We start from the raw sequence: 15,103 nt of genomic DNA on the forward strand, positions 1-15,103 counted from the left end.
AGCGAATTGCCCAGCGGTGTCACATCGCCCATGAAATTAGCGCAGACCGAAGCGGAATTCCAAGTGCCTAGATGTTGGGATTTCCGACAAGAAGGCCTGCTTTCTGGCGGCCGCCCTTTCTAAGATCAGTTGGTGCTCGCGCCGGCAGCCCCGTCGCGCGATCAGCTAGCATCGTCATGCGGGGTCTCCCGCACCCAGGCATCATCCATTTCAGGGTATGCAGACGATTGTTCTTCCTGTAGCTAGACTCATAACGGGACAGGCTACATCACAAGTGCATATTTCCAGGGCCGCTATGACCAAAGATATTGCCGAGACCAAAGCCGAGCTTATCGGCCTGACTACGGATATCGTTGCAGCCTATGTCAGCAACAACCCAGTGCCTGCTTCAGATTTGCCGCGCCTCATCATAGATACGCATACGGCAATTTCCGGTCTTGGATACGCGACCGGGCCGTTCGCCGACGAGAAGCGGGTGCCGGCAGTGCCGATCAAGAAGTCTCTAACGTCGGATTTCCTGATCTGCCTTGAGGATGGCAAGAAGTTCAAATCGCTCAAGCGTCATCTGGCGACGCACTACAATCTGACGCCCCAGCAGTATCGCGAGAAATGGAGCCTGCCGAAGGACTATCCGATGGTGGCGCCGAGCTATTCCTTGTCTCGTTCGCAACTTGCAAAGGCGTCCGGCCTGGGCCGCAAGGCGGAACCTGCGTATGAGCCGGAAAACCCAGGAGCGCGTCCGAAGCGGAAGAAACTTGGGCTGAAGATCAGCTGAGGCGGAGCTATCTGTACTGATTCGGATGGGGTGAAGGTCAGACCGCCGTCAAATTCAGATGTGAAATGGAGCGCTCAGAAGACATTTGGAATGAGGCCGGCGAACCGTGCGCGGGAACGTCCGCTAGGACGTGTCTTTTCGTCGGCGCCGAGCCTCAGTCGGTGACGACGATCCGCGTGTTGCCGAAGCCAACTTCCCGCACCATTGAATAGAAGGTCGCGGCATTGGCGGTGTGCAAGCGGACACAGCCATGCGACGCCGGGCGTCCAAGGTATCTCACCGGGCCCGTGCCATGAATGGCATAGCCGCCACGGAAGAACACCGAATAAGGCATCGGCGACATGTCGTATTTGCGCGAATACCACATCCGCGCTGTCCGTTGCGGCCGATAGCTGCCGCGCGGGGTGATGTAACCCTTGCGGGCGGTGGATACGCTCCATCGATAAAGCACTTGACCATAGCGGCTGACAGTCATGGTCTGCGAAGATACATTAATGGTGGCGATCAGGCCCGCGGCCTTGCCTTCGATAGACGCGCCGAACAGCATCGCAGCAAGTGCTGCCGCCATGAGAACAACTCTGTTCATGAGATCAAACCCCTTTGATGCCCTTGCTCGCCTGCCGTCGCGGTTTTCATTTTTTTAAAGGCAGGTGAGTGAAGTAACACACAGTCCTTGACGAAATCGCCAATCTAAAGCAGCGGATTTGAACGATTTTCCCGTCATAGCTGCCGCGACGACACGCACAATCGATGTGGGCGGCAGGCTTGCAAAACCACCCCGTCCACTGCTCAAATCGTCGGATGAACGAACAACACCTGAAGCTGGTTACCTCGCGCGTGATATTCTCATCGAGGCTGATTTCGTGCGGATCGTTCACGGTGTCGATGACACAGCGGATCGGTTCGGTCATCTTGATCTGCTTGCGTTTTTACGCGACGCAACTGCTCGAGCCTGCGGCCTTCGCCCGATGCTGACGAAATGGAAGCCGGTTTCCGCACTTTCGCCGTCAAGCTCCGGCTTCACCACAAGGTTTTGCAGGGGCTTGCGCCATCGGCTTCAGCGTAGCGTCCGCTCGCGGCGAGCAGGGTTGCGAATATCCTCACCAGACATGCGCCTGATATTCGGGTTGACGGGCGGTCCACATGGCCCGAAATATGAACGGCAAATCGCGCGGCCGCATGGTGGAATGGCCCACGCGAGCGGTATGATGGCCGGCTTGGCGGTGTCGATCGAGGCGTTCAACCGGATCGGTCGCAAAACCGCGGAGAGATTGTCGCTACCGGCGATGTGCGCGAGAGGACGAACCGATGTTCGGATTTGGCATCACCCACCTGGTGGTCATCTTTGTGGTGGCGCTGGTTGTTTTCGGGCCAGAGGAGCTTCCAAAAGTCATGCGATCGCCAGGGGCGATGATGAAGACATTCAATCGGATCGCTGGTCATTTCGGAAGTTTACGGTGACGATGCGGATGCCCTCAGCTTGGTCCGAGCGCTCCATCCTGCAATCATCCTCGCGCCTACGCCGCGGTGGCATAATTCCTTGTCGCCGTAGGCGATGTACCCGACCAAGTCCTTTCGGCCGCCCAGCAATACCTAATTTTGTTCCACAACCCATTTGTTGTAGGGGCTTGGGCCTGATGATTATCTGGTCCTGCTGTTTTGCCGGTCGCGGTAATTATCGAATGACCAGAGAAAATATTGGTCAACCGCTATGGCGACGAACAGGAAAATAGCCAGCGCGGCAATGCCTGAGAGCCAGTATCCGGCACCCAATCTGTAGGCAGATAGGCCGGTCGCCGCTGCAGCCAGCCCCGCGAAATAGGCATCATACTGGTAGAGCAATTTCAGCGTAAAATTTCTCATCGATCGTTTCTACACCAATCCCTTGTTCCCAGGAAGGTTCAGGCATGACGACATCGCATCGCGCCGACGGCCAGATCGCTAGACCTTCCGGCTCGACACCGACTTGGTTCTGGTCGCGTGCTTAGCAATGAAAGTCTCGATCGGACCGGTGAGAATAGCTGCCTCGCTCTTGATCTTATCGTCGTCCCATAGCCACCACTGTATTTCCAGCAACTGTGCAATGACATCAGTAGGGAACCGACTGCGGATGACTCGTGCACGATTGCCGGCGACTATTGCATAGGGCTCGACAGACTTGGTGACCACGGAGCCGGCACCCACAACGGCGCCGTCGCCCACTGTCACGCCTGGCAATATGATGGCGCCGTGGCCAATCCAAACATCGTTGCCAATCGTAATGCCTCCAGGCTTTCCGGCGTTGGGTATCGGCTCAGGCTGCTTCAGGAGGCGGCTATAAATCGGGAATGAAGTGGCACTCTTTGTCTGGTGTTGACCAGTACACATGAAGAGGACTTGGCCAGCAACTGAGCAGAAGCTCCCGACGTCTAGGGGAGATTCACTAGTTGGGAAAAGCACTTTCCGCCAAGTGACGCCATAGGTGTGGCGGCCGACAGAAACATGCTCGGGCAATTTCGCACGTGCGTCCCGAATCCACTTCGAAATAGCCGACATTCTTCGATCCGCCTCTGCCGAATGGCATAGCCGGAAAACACGCATCAACACAACCCAAGAGGAATTGTAATGGCAGTTTCCCGTGAGAAGGAATCGCTTGCCAAGGTGCTCGCGCACGAAGGCGGCTATTCAAACAATAAGAATGATCCTGGTGGCCCAACATTGAAGGGCGTCACCCAGCGCGTCTATGACGCTTGCTGGGTCGTCAAGGGCCAGACAAAGCGCTCGGTCAAAAGCGTCACGACCGACGAGCTGAACGAGATTTACGACCGGCTCGTTGCCGCGAACGGCTTCTTCTTCCCGGCGGAATTTTTGTGGTCGCCGTTCGCGGTACCGGGTGGTCGAACTTCAATGCCCGCATCAAATTACTTGGTCGTGCCCAGCGTTCGGCTCCCGCATTCCGCCGCGAAAACCATCAGGTCCTCGACGGGGAACTCAACGTAGTACTGGCCGGACGGAAGGGCATCGCGGGAATAAGTCCGGACCGTCAGGTCATTGCCTTCGAAAATCACCTCGTGCCGGTCGCCAAGGAAAAGGCTCTCGACGCAGGTCATGGCAATACGCCCCGGGCCGTCCTTCCCGGACCACGTCACCCGCTCAAGCCGGACGAGTGCGGTGACTTTGGTGCCGACGGTCAGCTCCTGCTGAGCACTGCCCACGAGATGGATCCCGTTTGCGACAATTTCCGCACGGTTGCCCTTGATGGCGGCGACCACGCCGTCAAGGCGATTGCTGGCGCCCATAAACTCTGCTGCAAACAGGCTCTTCGGCTTGTTGTAGATTTGTTTGGGCGTTCCGTCCTGTTCGATCTGGCCGCCATTGAGCAGCAGGATGCGGTCGGCGAGCGCCATCGCTTCGACCTGGTCATGGGTGACGCAAAGTGCCGATAGGCCGAGATTGGTGATGAGGCGACGCAACCAGATCCGCGCTTCCTCGCGCAGCTTGGCGTCCAGATTGGACAGCGGCTCGTCGAGCAGGATCACGTTCGGCTCGTAGACCAGCGCGCGGGCCAACGCGACGCGCTGTTGCTGGCCGCCGGAGAGCTGGTGCGGATAGCGCTCACCTAGTTTGCCGAGGCCTATGCTGTCCAAAGCCTTCTGGACGCGGCTGGCAAGATCCGCCCGAGACACTTTGCGCAGCTTCAGCGGATAACCCACATTCTCCGACACCGTGCGGTGCGGCCACAGCGCATAGGACTGGAATACCAGCCCGAGACCGCGCGTTTCCGGCGCCAGATTGATGTTCTGCTCGGCATTGAAGAGCGGCCTGTCGCCGAGCAGTATCTTGCCACGGTTGGGTGTTTCCAGACCGGCGACCGCTCGCAAGAGCGTCGTCTTGCCGGACCCGGAGGCGCCGAGCAAGGCGACGATCTGGCCCGGTTCGACCGAGAAGGACACACCTTTCAGGATCTCGAGGGTGCCGTAACTGAGGCGCAGGCCATCTATGATGATGTCAGTCATTGAGGCGGACTCCAAAGCGCATCGCGACGGCAAGACCGGTTACGATGATGGCGGTGTTGATGACGGCGAGAGCGGAGACCAGATCGATCGCGCCGGTGCCCCACAGGGAAACCATGAGCGAGCCGATCACTTCGGTTCCCGGTCCGAGCAGATAGACGCCGGTTGAATACTCACGCGCGAAGATCAGGAAGATCAGCAGCCAGGCCGAGAACATCCCGCCACGGATGAGCGGCAGCGTGATGTCCCTTGCGACCCGGCCTTCGCTGGCGCCAACTGATCGTCCGGCTTCCTCGAGTTCCTTGCCGATCTGCAGGAGCGTTCCGGAAATCAGTCGCATGCCATAGGCGAACCAGACAATGGTATAGGCGAGCCACACCGAGATCATCGTGGCACGCAGGGGCGCGATCGGCTTGAAGAACAGAAAGATCCATAGCATCGCCAGGCCAGCCACAATGCCTGGCATCGCCCGCGGTATCATGGCCACGTAGTCGACGACTTTGGTCAGGGGTGCGTTTGAGCGGTGACCGGCGAGTGCCACGGCAGTATAGGCCGCGATCGAAGCCGCACCGCCGATGACCGCAACACCGACCGTGTTGACAATGGCGCTGACGACATTCGGATAGTCAGCGAGATCGCGATAGTGATCCAACGTCAGCACCTCGAAGATGTTCACCCCGACGCCCCAGCTTGTCACCAGCGAGCGAATTGCGACGCCGCCCACCGGTATGATCACCGTGGCCGCGAACCAGGCCACCACGAGCGCGAAGGCCGGCCAGCGAAGTGCGCCCAGCCGGATGGGGTTGTGCCGGCTGCCCTTGCCCTTGACAGACACATAGCGGCTGGCGTTGCGCAGCATGTAGCGCTGCAGCACCACCAGCGGAAGCGCGATCATGATGATCGCCACCACCACCACGGCCATCAGCTGGTACGAAGGAACGCCGAGCTTGTTGGTGAGCTTGTAGAGATAGGTGGCGAGAACCAACACCCCTTCCGGATCGCCAAGCACCAGTGGCAGTCCAAAAAGTTCGAAACCGAGGAAGAACACCAGAACCGCCGCATAAAGCACCACCGGCATCACCATGGGCAGCGACACGCTGGCGGCGACGCGCCAGGGGCCGGCGCCGGCGATGCGTGCCGCCTCTTCGAGGTCAGCGCCGACGTTGCGCAGCGCCGCCGATGCATAGAGATAGACATGCGGGACATGCGTGAGCCCGGCGATGATCGCGATCGATGTCACCGAATAGACATTCCAGGGCACGTAGCCAATCACCGACTTGACCGCCAGAGAGACGAAGCCGACCGGTCCCAACGTCATCACATAGCCGAAGGCCAGCACTACCGCCGACATGAACACCGGGATGAGGATGATCGGCTCCAGCCAGCGCTTGCCCGGCACGTCGGTACGCACGATGATGAATGCCAGCAGTATTCCCACCGGAACGGCGATCACCGTCATCCCCACCGCGAGCTTGAGCGAAGTCGTCAGCGCGAGCCAGAAATCCGCATCCGCAAGGATGAAGCTATAGGCCTTCAGCGACAGATGCGCAGTCTTCTGGAAGAACGGGCCGGACAGAAAACTCTGGTAGATGATCAGCGTGACCGGCGCCAACACCACCAGGATGGCGAGGAGATTGGTGCTGACACGAAAGACGCGGAAGGGCATGATCGCCTCGAACAAAGCCGGGGGCCGTCCGCTAGCAAGAGCGCAAGCGCGCCGTTCCGATGGTTCTTAACAGCAAGAAGGCGGAAGAGCCGATTGTGGCGGCACTCCCGATCAGGCGATTACTCGCCCTTCATGGCTTTCTGCCACTCGTTGAGGAACGCCAGCCGTGTCGTCTCGTCCAGGCCTTCGAGCAGTTTGTCGTCGAGCGCGATCGGATGAATATTTTCGCCGGCAGCGGCCTTTATGGACGCCAGCGTGGTTGCCCCCTCAATGTCATCGCGAACGGCATAGAGCTTGATGTCGTCGGCGATCAGCTTCTGCGCGCGCGCCGACAGCAGATAGTCGATGAATAGCTTCGCCGCATTGGGATCCTTGGCTTCCGCCGGAATGACCGTGGCGCGGGTGGTCACCAGGACATAGTCCTTGGGGATTATCACACCAAGGTTCTCGTCCTTGGCCTGTTTGGCGAGGCCATACGAGCCGAAGATGCCGTAGGCGATAGAATGTTCGCCAGACGTGACCTTCTCGATCATCGAGCCGGCGGAGCTGTAGAGCTTGATATGGGCCTTGCCAAAGGCCTTGTTGAGCGCCCAGGAATCGGTCCAGGTCTTGGCGTCCTGGTTGTAGAAATAGAAGCCGACACCGGACTTTTCCGGATCGTAGGACGCGATCTTCCCGTCGTAATCGGCGGTCTTGCCGGTCATCAGCTTGAGCAGATCGGCGTGGCTTGCGGGAACATCGCCTTCAGGCACGAGACGCTTGTTGTAGACGAAAGTCACCGGGTCGGCTGTGGCACCATAGATCATGTTCTTGTAGGAGGCCCAGGCGGGGACGTGAGCCGCCTCCACGGATTTGTACTCCTGCGCATAACCATCCGCCGCAAGTTTGATCTGCAGATCCGGCGCGGAAGACCATGCGACATCCGCCGTGCCTTGGCCCGAAGCGGTTTCGGCGATGACGCGATTGTAGAGCTCGGTGGAATTGAGGTCGGAATATTCTACGGCAATCCCGGGGAACGCTGCTTCGAAATCCTTGAGCAAGGGCTGGACCAGCGCCGCATCGGTCGTTGAATAGATGCTGAGGTGTCCTTCCGCGGTGGCGGCGGCCACCAAATCCTTGTAGTTGTCCGGATACCCGGCGGGAATTTCGGCAGCGGCGGCAAGCGTCGCGAAAGCGGCTGACAGCGAAAGCACGGCCGTCATCGTCGCAAGACGATTTTTCATTGAGGGTCTCCTCCAAGTTCGCCTAAATCGTACCTCCTCCAGGCACAAAAGGCGAGTATCATCCTGACCTGTCACCAACCTGTCACGGCGATGTCGAGGTTTGCTCAGCCGACTTGGGCCCGATGGGTCGTGCTCAGTTCCTAGACGACAGCGGGATCTGCCACATCGACGTATCGCTGAGATTGTTGAAATTTTGGGGCGGCATCCTGCGTTTTCACTGTCGCTGGCCCTGGCCACCTATCATCGACTTGCTCCAATCTTCAATGAAGCGGCGGCGCAGCGCCTCGTCCTGTACGGCAAGTAACGCAGGGCCGATGCGAATGGCGCGCGCGATACCAGACTCACCAAGTGTTTCCGGGCCGTCCGCTCCGTCAGGCAATTGCCCATTCTCGGCGAAGAAAAAGGAACTTTCCCTCGCGACTTTCTGTCCCCGGGCTGACAGAAGGTAGTCGAGAAATCGTTTGGCAAGGGCCATACTCGGTGCCGTCTTCGGAATGAGCGCGCCACGACTGAGTATCAGCGCATAGTCCCGCGGGACAACGACCCTTAGGTCGGAATTCCCCTTGGCCGCTGCATAGGCGTAGGATCCGATCATATTGTAGCCAATATACAGGGTCCCGTTTGCAACGTCCTGAAGGGTCTCCGCGGTGCAACAACGAACCACGGTTTCCGCTCGGCTCATGCTTTCCAGAAGCCGACCGTAGACCGCGGTCGTCTGCCGCGCATCACTGAACGCCAATAGGTAGCCGATGCCCGAAAGCCGGATGTCGAACGTTCCGACCCGTCCACGATAAAAATCGATCCGCTGCCTAAGTAGATCGGCGAGTTCGATGTGGGTGCGCGGTACGTCGCCGGATGGCACGAGGCGGGCGTTGTAGACGAAGACGGCCGGCTCGTAGGTAAAGCCGAATACTTCGTCGCGCCAGTTTGCCCAGTCGGCGACATGCGCGGTTTCCGCCGATACGTGCGGCGCCGCGCAGCCGTCATTGGCGAGCTTCACGAGTTGGTCGACCGACGGGGACAACAAGATGTCGCCCAGCACCGCGCCCGTCCGACAGGCTTCGCTGGCACTCTTTTGCAAGTCGTTGGTGACATATTCAACGTAGTCGATTGCCACATCGGGGAAAATGGACTGAAAATCTCGAATCAGGGGTTCCATCGCCGCCAGATCGGTCGCGGCGTGGATCGATAGTCGATCCTTCTCCGGCTGCGGCGAAGGGAAAAATGCGCTGCTTCCTTCAGCAGCTCTTGCCGCCTGATCGACGCACAAAAGGATTGCAGCCAGTAAAGTGAATGCCCGCAATGCTCTCGCTATCATCCTGCCTTCTCTCTGGCGATGGGCAACGTCAAGGTGACGGTGAACCCTTGCGTGCGCTTCCCGCCATCCTCGCTTTTCTCGCGGAAGGTCAGCGCGCCCCCGTGAGCCGCCGCCACCTCCGATGCGATGGCGAAACCCAGACCTGCGCTGCCGTCGTGAGATTTGGACGTTTCGAAGCGCTGCGTGACCCGCTCCCACTCGCTCGGCGGAATGCCCGGTCCGTCATCTTCGACCTCGACATGGGCAAGCGTACCGTCGCTGCGTACCCTGACCTCAAGGCGCGACACCACTCCATGGCGCAGAGCATTGTCGATGATATTGACGATCGCTTCACGCAGGCTGACGGCGTCCGCAAGCACGACAGGTTCGTCGTCAGGCGCCTCGAAGGAGACGATGATATCCGGATCGACAGTTATCGGAACCGCCGCGCGGAAAGCGCGCCGTGCGACGTCTGCCAGGTGGTGCGGCTGAAGCTGCACGGAATCGGCACGATGGATGACCATGGCGTGGCTGAGCAACTGGTTTGTCAGGCGCGCAAGTTCGCCGGCGCGCTGCTGCACGCGATCGAGATGCTGGCGGCTCGACCTGTCGAGTTTGGCCTGGCTCAACAAATCGAGCTGCGCCGTCAGCGCCGTCAGCGGCGTCCTGATCTGATGCGCCGCGTCGGCGATGAAACGCTGCAGGAGTTTCACACGCTCGTCGAGCCGACTCATGAAATAATTGATGGAAGTAACGAAAGGCCGCAATTCTCGCGGGACGACGACTGTCACGGGCGTCAGGTCTTGTGGATCACGACGGCGAAGCGTCGCTCCCAGATGCTTGACCGGTTGCAGAGAATAGCGAATGGCCACCATCGCCCCAGCCAATGCCAATATGCTCATGATCCCCAGGAGGACGGTCGCTCTGAGCGTCAACTCCCCCGCGAGCGCACTGCGCGCTTCCGTGGTCTGCCCAACGATGACATGCGCCCAACCGGATACGGCGGGATCGGATAGAGCGCGAGCCACCACCGCTATGCGGACCGGTTCGCCGCGATAATGCGCCGATTCCAATACCGGGACATCGTGTATTGCTGCCAGATCAACTTCTGTTTGCAGATCGGCATAACCTGTCAGCGTCGCGCCGGAAGGATCGATCACGCGATAGAAGATGCGGTCGCGGCTGGCGAGGCCCAGGAGCTCAAAAGCCGATACCGGCAAGTTGACGATGAGTGAACCGGATTCAACCGTAAGGCTGTCCGCCATCTGGATGGCCGCACCTAGCAGAAGCCGGTCATAGGCGTCATCGGCGGCGGTTCGCGCGTAGTACCACGCCGCACTCACCAGAAGAGCCGCGCCCAGGCCCAGCACCAGCGAGATGCGGACCGCCAGGCGCGTGAAAAGGGAAGGCTCAGCCGGTATCATCGGAAGCCAGCTGATATCCCACGCCCCGCACGGTGACGATCTGCGCCTTGGCGCCTTCCAGTTTCTTGCGCAGCCGGCCGACATAAAGTTCGATCGCGTTCTGATTGACCGGCTCGTCAAACCCAAAAAGCTGATCGATAAGTTCATCCTTGCTGAAGACGCGACCTGGCCGCGACGCCAGTATCTCAAGCAACGTCATTTCGCGTCGTTTCAATTGCACCTCGCGCCTGCCTACCCGGACCGAGCGGCTGGCGCGGTCGAGCACGACATCGCCGCACTGAACGATGTTGGTCGCCTCCCCGCTTTTCCGCCGCAGCAGAACACGGGCGCGCGCTTCCAATTCGCGGAAATCGAACGGTTTGACCAGATAGTCGTCGGCGCCGATATCGAGCGCGCCAACGCGGTCCTCTATCTCGGAACGGGCCGTCAACATCAGAACCGGGGTCGTCTTTCTTGCCTGCCGGAGCCTTCGAACGATTTCGAACCCGTCGAGGCCGGGCAACATGACATCGAGTATGACGAGATCGTAGCTGGTGAAACCGAGGATATCTGCAGCAGCACGACCGTCCGTCTCCCAATCGACCGCATGGCCGATCGTTTCGAAGCGGCGGCTGATTGCCTCGCCAACGTCGTGCGTGTCTTCGACGAGGAGAATTCGCATGACGGAGCATTTGCACGGAAGCAGTAGCCTATCAAGCGTCGCGCTTGACAGCATCTGCGGATATCAGCTGTTCAGCTTCCAATCATCCGAACGACTGGCTGCGCCATGCCGTCTGCCTTCATTTTGATCTGCGCATACACTTCGGCCGACGAGGCGCATCAGGCGAGACAGGATGCCCGGATTGTCGTGACGACAAAAGCAAGCTACGATGTCGACTGTCGTTCTCGCAAAGACACGTTGAACTTTTCGCCTGCATCTTGTTGTCGTTGGCGTCGTCATTTTCATTTTTTGCCTAGTTGCTTGGCAGCGCCCTCCGTTTATCCTCGCAAACGCGGCAGTCTTGGTGGCGATTGTGCCGTTGGTCATGTGTGACGCGGCGGGTTGTTGCCTGCGTTGCGCCCTTCCGGATAGCCTTTGGAACAGCTTGGCCTAGCAAATGCTGGGTCTCGCCTGAATTGAAGAAAAACTCGCCAATTTGTCCAAGGTATTAGTGCAGCATTGCCCTACCTTATCGCCGCTTGGAGTGTGATCGGCAATCGTGGTACCGCAATGCCGGGAGGCGACGATGCGTGTCATTTTCCGATGTGATCCGATGTTGATCGAGCATTTGCCACGCCCGATCCTCGCGCGCGGTGCTCTACCGGATTGGCTGCGCGCAATGCCCGCCACTGCCTATTCGGCGATCCACGGCCGCGACATTCGCACGCTGAAGCAGTGCCCGCCCGTTATCGATGCGATGACCTATGGCTTCATGATCCTCCTGCCGTGCGATGTCGTCGTCGACAAAGGGACCTTTTCCTGGGACTGGCAGATTCCAGACCCGGTCACTGAGAACCACCCCCGAGCGCCTTTGAGCTTCCACACGCCGGGGCAGCTCGCCGGCAGCCCGTTTGCCACTCCCGGTCAAGCCGTTTGCCACTCCCGGTCAAGCCGCTATCAAATTCAACAGCTTCTGGACCATACAGATCGAGGACGGCTGGTCGCTCTTCGCGACGCATCCGGTCAATCGCGAGGATCTTCCCTTCAGGCTGGTGACTGGCCTCGTGGATTCCGACCGGTTCAGCGATGGGGGCATCAATTTCCCGGCGATCTGGACGGAGCCCGGATTCTCTGGGGTGCTCAGGAAAGGAACTCCGGTCGCGCAGTGCTTTGTGGTTCCGCGGGCTGCGCCGCAGCTCGAATACGAAGTGTTCGACGAAAAGCGACAGGCATCCTATGCGCAGACGGTCGCCGATGTCCTGTCAACGCCCGGCGTCTACCGCAAGCGGTTTCGCGCCAGGCGGGGACTGCTCCGCCAGCGAGTGAGCGACGCAGCGCTTTCTCATCAAGCCACAGCCGGCCCCTTGGCGCCGACGTCAGCGCCATGGCGATGACGCCGAAGGTGGATGAGCTGAGACCATAGGCTAATGAATACGCTGCCATGGCCTCGTCGAGGTCGCCGGTTTCCTGCAGGACGACACCCAGATTGACAGCCGCTTCCGGGGCGTCCGGGCTCATCTCAAGCACGCGTCGATAGACCTGTGCAGCGCTGCCGAACTTGCGCATGTCCTGACGCACCAGCCCGAGGTCGAACCTGGCCGACGGATGCCCGCCGCCGGCGACTGCGCGTTCGAGCAGACCTTCCGCCTCGACAGCCGCTCGGCGCTGCCATGCAAGGCGCCCGAGGCGCGCCGCTGCCTCCCCGGATTTCGGATCCCGTTGCAAGACAAGTGTCCAGGACGCGCTCGCCGCAGGGGCATCGCCTGCTTGATCGAAGGTGCGTGCCCGTTCGACGAGCATTTCCGCCTAAGATGACAGTCTTGGCGCGCGATCCAGGAGCTGAAACGCCGCTTCAAACCTGCCTTCGGCCCGGGCAATCCGGCATGCCAGTATCAAGGCGGGCACATTGTCGGGTCGAGTGGCAAGGCTTGCTTCGATGCGCGCACGAGCCTCCGGCAGATCTGCCTTGGCGAACAATACAGCCGCCAGAAGATGGCAAAGCGCCGGGTCGCCTGGGTGCTGCTTCAGGCCCAATTCGCACACATCGATCGCTTGGCCATGATTGCCGGAATTGAAAGCGGCCACAGAGCGGCGGATCAGATCGTCACTATCGTTTTGATTGGTGCGCATTGTGCTTGGACGCTCACTGGCAGTCATGTCCGCAAGGGGCCGATGTCGATTCCAGTCATGGTTGGCGGGACCACTTGCCACAGAGCAGAGAGTAACCGACTTGGAGCCTCGCTTGCCACCAATCCGCCCCAACTGCTACTCCCCTTCCCTTAAGCAGACACGTGCTGGTCACGACCATTCTATGAGCGCGCTTGTGCATATTGTTTGCTCGCAAGGGATATCGATAGACGTTCGCCAAAACCCAGCAAAAGCGGTCTGATGCTGACCAACTTTTCCGGCGTAAATCTGGTCAGCGGCCCAGAAACAGCCAGCGCTCCGATCAAGCCCTCGCTGCCTGAAAAAACCGGTACGGCCATCGCAGCTGTTTCGGAATCTCCCTTCCCGAGCGATATAAACGGAATCTTCGCCATAAGAGCTGTTCGCGTCCTAGGCTTAGCGGTACTGAACCGTGCAAGCACTTGGCCAGCTGCGTGCTCGTCAAGCGAAAGCACATCACCCTCTCGGATTTGATCGCGGATCAAATGACGACAGTCTGCGCGAAATAGGCAAATTCCGTCATTTCCCTCCTTTCGAAAAAACGATGCGCTTTCACCAGCCTGTTCAACAAGGCTCAAAAGGAGAGGCCGAACGAATGCCTCTATCTTAAAACGACGACGGTAGAATGAGCCCAATATCATCGGCGTAGGGCCGACAGCAAAGCGCTTGTCCGCCATGCGAACAATGTAGCCACTGCGGACAAGGGATTCCGTTAACCGAAGGATCGTGCTTTTGTAGAGGCCTGTTCTAGAAGATATCTCAGCCAGGCTTAAACCCTCGTCATGCTCTGTGAAGCACCCGAGGATCGAAAGCGCGCGATCGACAGCTTCAACCCCTCCCGCTCTTGTGTCAGCTTGCTCCACCGCCTGATGGTTCACGCGTTTGGTTCCTTCGAACGCCAAAGCTCAGTTGCGAAGTCGGGTCCTGATCACGTCCACACGTGCTCAACTTTGGAGTACCTCGCTCGCGAAAAGCAAAGTGCCATTTCATCATTCAGCATATTATCCTGTCGGTAAGTGAAAATCCTACACGATCGTGGAAAAAGAGGACTTACTGCATCTTCAAACGTCGCGTCCTGTCGGACATGATGTGGGGACCCACCGGCAACTCAGTCACGCTATTTCGATTTTGCTTTGATTGGGTTGGAGCCAAATAACCAGACTGCGCGCATGACCGTTGATGCGGTCCTGTTTGGTTCGGGTCACCCAACCATAATTCTGCCGGAAGACGCAAACGTTGGTGCGATCGATCATGTCATCATCGCTTGGGATGATAGCCGCGTTGCGGCCCGGGCCGTTGCCGATGCGCACGCGTTTCTGCAATGTGCCTCAAAGATAACGGTACTGACAGTGACAGACGAAAGGTCGCTGCGCGATATTGGCGAACGCCTCGCCCTGAGCCTGAAAGCGTGGCTTTCCCGCTGAGGGGATCTCAATCGACCTCGAAGATCGCCCCATTGGCGTTACGCTTCAGGCGCGCGCTGTCAGCATGGGCGCCGATCTGCTTGTCATGGGTGCCTACGGCCATTCCCGGATGAGAGATTTTGTCGTGGGTGGAGCAACCAAAAGCGTTCTTGGCGATCTACGCCTGCCTGTCCTTTTGTCGCACTAGAAATCTGCCCGAGAGCTGTCGACGGCGAGTTGGCTACTACGATTGTGCCAGCGGCGCACTGTATCAGGTACTAAACTAGCCCAAGACGAAACTGCCGGATTGCTCGTGAGTTGCCGATTGTTTTGCCTTCGATATCGAACTCGAACTGAACCGGGAGCATAGCCGTCCGCGGCACCTACGATTGATTCCTGCCCCTGCCAGAGGCCGACAATGACGGTCCGCCTTTGGTGCCCTTCACGTCCGCGCCTCCAACCACTTGAGGCCGAACTCGCACAGAGCCAGAAGTCTGCGGCTGAGCGAGCACTAGGT

The 15,103-nt window shown here is 59.1% G+C and carries 17 protein-coding genes and 2 pseudogenes; 6 read left to right on the forward strand and 13 right to left on the reverse strand.

All coding sequences use genetic code 11. From position 1 onward, the window contains the following. The first annotated feature begins 295 nt into the window (after positions 1-295). Positions 296-775: a Ros/MucR family transcriptional regulator gene (locus NKH70_RS29985; protein ID WP_353026926.1), complete on the forward strand. Its 480-nt coding sequence runs from the start codon at positions 296-298 to the stop codon at positions 773-775. Positions 776-929: 154 nt separating this feature from the next. On the opposite strand, the gene NKH70_RS29990 is transcribed toward NKH70_RS29985, so the two are convergent. Both NKH70_RS29990 and NKH70_RS35880 read right to left on the reverse strand, forming a co-directional pair. Then, positions 930-1,361 (reverse strand): L,D-transpeptidase, encoded by a 432-nt coding sequence (locus NKH70_RS29990; RefSeq protein ID WP_353026885.1) that lies wholly within the window; start codon positions 1,359-1,361, stop codon positions 930-932. 244 nt (positions 1,362-1,605) lie between these two features. Further along, positions 1,606-1,814 (reverse strand): annotated as a pseudogene (locus NKH70_RS35880) (ParB N-terminal domain-containing protein); the annotation flags it as partial. A 269-nt stretch (positions 1,815-2,083) separates the two neighbouring features. Between NKH70_RS35880 and NKH70_RS30000 the strand changes: the two are divergent. Further along, positions 2,084-2,236, forward strand: coding sequence for a twin-arginine translocase TatA/TatE family subunit (locus tag NKH70_RS30000; RefSeq protein WP_353026887.1), 153 nt, complete (start codon positions 2,084-2,086; stop codon positions 2,234-2,236). Positions 2,237-2,416: 180 nt separating this feature from the next. Here the strand turns inward: NKH70_RS30000 and NKH70_RS30005 are convergent, their stop codons facing one another. Together NKH70_RS30005 and NKH70_RS35885 are read right to left on the reverse strand one after the other, a co-directional pair. After that, positions 2,417-2,638 (reverse strand): hypothetical protein, encoded by a 222-nt coding sequence (locus NKH70_RS30005; protein ID WP_023673607.1) that lies wholly within the window; start codon positions 2,636-2,638, stop codon positions 2,417-2,419. A 78-nt stretch (positions 2,639-2,716) separates the two neighbouring features. Next, the gene (locus NKH70_RS35885) at positions 2,717-3,310 is read right to left on the reverse strand and encodes a CatB-related O-acetyltransferase (protein WP_502908424.1); all 594 of its coding nucleotides are present in this window, start codon (positions 3,308-3,310) and stop codon (positions 2,717-2,719) included. A gap of 69 nt (positions 3,311-3,379) precedes the next feature. Between NKH70_RS35885 and NKH70_RS30015 the strand changes: the two genes are divergently transcribed. Then, positions 3,380-3,754, forward strand: a complete 375-nt coding sequence (locus NKH70_RS30015) for a glycosyl hydrolase 108 family protein (protein WP_353026889.1) — start codon at positions 3,380-3,382, stop codon at positions 3,752-3,754. Here the strand turns inward: NKH70_RS30015 and NKH70_RS30020 are convergent. From NKH70_RS30020 to NKH70_RS30045, 6 genes are all read right to left on the reverse strand, one after another. Continuing rightward, positions 3,676-4,770 (reverse strand): ABC transporter ATP-binding protein, encoded by a 1,095-nt coding sequence (locus tag NKH70_RS30020; protein ID WP_353026891.1) that lies wholly within the window; start codon positions 4,768-4,770, stop codon positions 3,676-3,678. The genes NKH70_RS30015 and NKH70_RS30020 overlap by 79 nt on opposite strands. Next, positions 4,763-6,433, reverse strand: coding sequence for an ABC transporter permease (locus tag NKH70_RS30025; RefSeq protein ID WP_352562071.1), 1,671 nt, complete (start codon positions 6,431-6,433; stop codon positions 4,763-4,765). The genes NKH70_RS30020 and NKH70_RS30025 overlap by 8 nt, the downstream gene beginning before the upstream one ends. Positions 6,434-6,552: 119 nt before the next feature. After that, positions 6,553-7,656, reverse strand: coding sequence for an ABC transporter substrate-binding protein (locus tag NKH70_RS30030; RefSeq protein WP_352615194.1), 1,104 nt, complete (start codon positions 7,654-7,656; stop codon positions 6,553-6,555). A gap of 214 nt (positions 7,657-7,870) precedes the next feature. Continuing rightward, complete coding sequence (locus NKH70_RS30035; protein WP_352615196.1) at positions 7,871-8,974, reverse strand: ABC transporter substrate-binding protein; 1,104 nt, start codon at positions 8,972-8,974, stop codon at positions 7,871-7,873. Further along, positions 8,971-10,323: a sensor histidine kinase gene (locus tag NKH70_RS30040; protein WP_353026894.1), complete on the reverse strand. Its 1,353-nt coding sequence runs from the start codon at positions 10,321-10,323 to the stop codon at positions 8,971-8,973. Before NKH70_RS30040 ends, NKH70_RS30035 begins: the two co-directional genes overlap by 4 nt. Positions 10,324-10,363: 40 nt before the next feature. Continuing rightward, the gene (locus NKH70_RS30045; RefSeq protein ID WP_352562083.1) at positions 10,364-11,038 is read right to left on the reverse strand and encodes a response regulator transcription factor; all 675 of its coding nucleotides are present in this window, start codon (positions 11,036-11,038) and stop codon (positions 10,364-10,366) included. Between the two features lie 890 nt (positions 11,039-11,928). On the opposite strand from NKH70_RS30045, the gene NKH70_RS30050 reads away from it, so the two are divergent. Beyond that, entirely contained in the window at positions 11,929-12,411 is a 483-nt protein-coding gene (locus tag NKH70_RS30050; RefSeq protein ID WP_353026929.1) for a hypothetical protein, read from the forward strand. 55 nt (positions 12,412-12,466) lie between these two features. Here the strand turns inward: NKH70_RS30050 and NKH70_RS30055 are convergent. From NKH70_RS30055 to NKH70_RS30065, 3 genes and pseudogenes are all read right to left on the reverse strand, one after another. Beyond that, a pseudogene (locus tag NKH70_RS30055) lies at positions 12,467-12,817 on the reverse strand (tetratricopeptide repeat protein); the annotation flags it as partial. Between the two features lie 6 nt (positions 12,818-12,823). Then, entirely contained in the window at positions 12,824-13,279 is a 456-nt protein-coding gene (locus NKH70_RS30060) for a tetratricopeptide repeat protein (protein WP_353026896.1), read from the reverse strand. A gap of 47 nt (positions 13,280-13,326) precedes the next feature. Next, positions 13,327-14,061 carry an IclR family transcriptional regulator gene (locus tag NKH70_RS30065; protein ID WP_353026898.1) on the reverse strand — a complete coding sequence of 245 codons (735 nt, stop codon included), beginning with the start codon at positions 14,059-14,061 and terminating at the stop codon, positions 13,327-13,329. Positions 14,062-14,352: 291 nt separating this feature from the next. Between NKH70_RS30065 and NKH70_RS30070 the strand changes: the two genes are divergently transcribed. Together NKH70_RS30070 and NKH70_RS30075 are read left to right on the forward strand one after the other, a co-directional pair. Beyond that, positions 14,353-14,607, forward strand: a complete 255-nt coding sequence (locus NKH70_RS30070; RefSeq protein ID WP_353026900.1) for a hypothetical protein — start codon at positions 14,353-14,355, stop codon at positions 14,605-14,607. A 64-nt stretch (positions 14,608-14,671) separates the two neighbouring features. Then, on the forward strand, positions 14,672-14,794 hold the full coding sequence (locus NKH70_RS30075) for a putative universal stress family protein (RefSeq protein WP_353026902.1): 123 nt from the start codon (positions 14,672-14,674) through the stop codon (positions 14,792-14,794). Positions 14,795-15,103 lie beyond the last annotated feature (309 nt).

Origin of the sequence: Mesorhizobium sp. M0991 (assembly GCF_040318915.1) — a bacterium.
Lineage (GTDB): Bacteria > Pseudomonadota > Alphaproteobacteria > Rhizobiales > Rhizobiaceae > Mesorhizobium.

Bases quoted from the DNA above. Each gene is read 5' to 3' on its own strand.
- NKH70_RS29985 (WP_353026926.1), top strand. From the start codon at position 296: ATGACCAAAGATATTGCCGAGACCAAAGCCGAGCTTATCGGCCTGACT.
- NKH70_RS29990 (WP_353026885.1), bottom strand. From the start codon at position 1,361: ATGAACAGAGTTGTTCTCATGGCGGCAGCACTTGCTGCGATGCTGTTC.
- NKH70_RS30000 (WP_353026887.1), top strand. From the start codon at position 2,084: ATGTTCGGATTTGGCATCACCCACCTGGTGGTCATCTTTGTGGTGGCG.
- NKH70_RS30005 (WP_023673607.1), bottom strand. From the start codon at position 2,638: ATGAGAAATTTTACGCTGAAATTGCTCTACCAGTATGATGCCTATTTC.
- NKH70_RS35885 (WP_502908424.1), bottom strand. From the start codon at position 3,310: ATGTCGGCTATTTCGAAGTGGATTCGGGACGCACGTGCGAAATTGCCC.
- NKH70_RS30015 (WP_353026889.1), top strand. From the start codon at position 3,380: ATGGCAGTTTCCCGTGAGAAGGAATCGCTTGCCAAGGTGCTCGCGCAC.
- NKH70_RS30020 (WP_353026891.1), bottom strand. From the start codon at position 4,770: ATGACTGACATCATCATAGATGGCCTGCGCCTCAGTTACGGCACCCTC.
- NKH70_RS30025 (WP_352562071.1), bottom strand. From the start codon at position 6,433: ATGCCCTTCCGCGTCTTTCGTGTCAGCACCAATCTCCTCGCCATCCTG.
- NKH70_RS30030 (WP_352615194.1), bottom strand. From the start codon at position 7,656: ATGAAAAATCGTCTTGCGACGATGACGGCCGTGCTTTCGCTGTCAGCC.
- NKH70_RS30035 (WP_352615196.1), bottom strand. From the start codon at position 8,974: ATGATAGCGAGAGCATTGCGGGCATTCACTTTACTGGCTGCAATCCTT.
- NKH70_RS30045 (WP_352562083.1), bottom strand. From the start codon at position 11,038: ATGCGAATTCTCCTCGTCGAAGACACGCACGACGTTGGCGAGGCAATC.
- NKH70_RS30070 (WP_353026900.1), top strand. From the start codon at position 14,353: ATGACCGTTGATGCGGTCCTGTTTGGTTCGGGTCACCCAACCATAATT.
- NKH70_RS30075 (WP_353026902.1), top strand. From the start codon at position 14,672: ATGGGCGCCGATCTGCTTGTCATGGGTGCCTACGGCCATTCCCGGATG.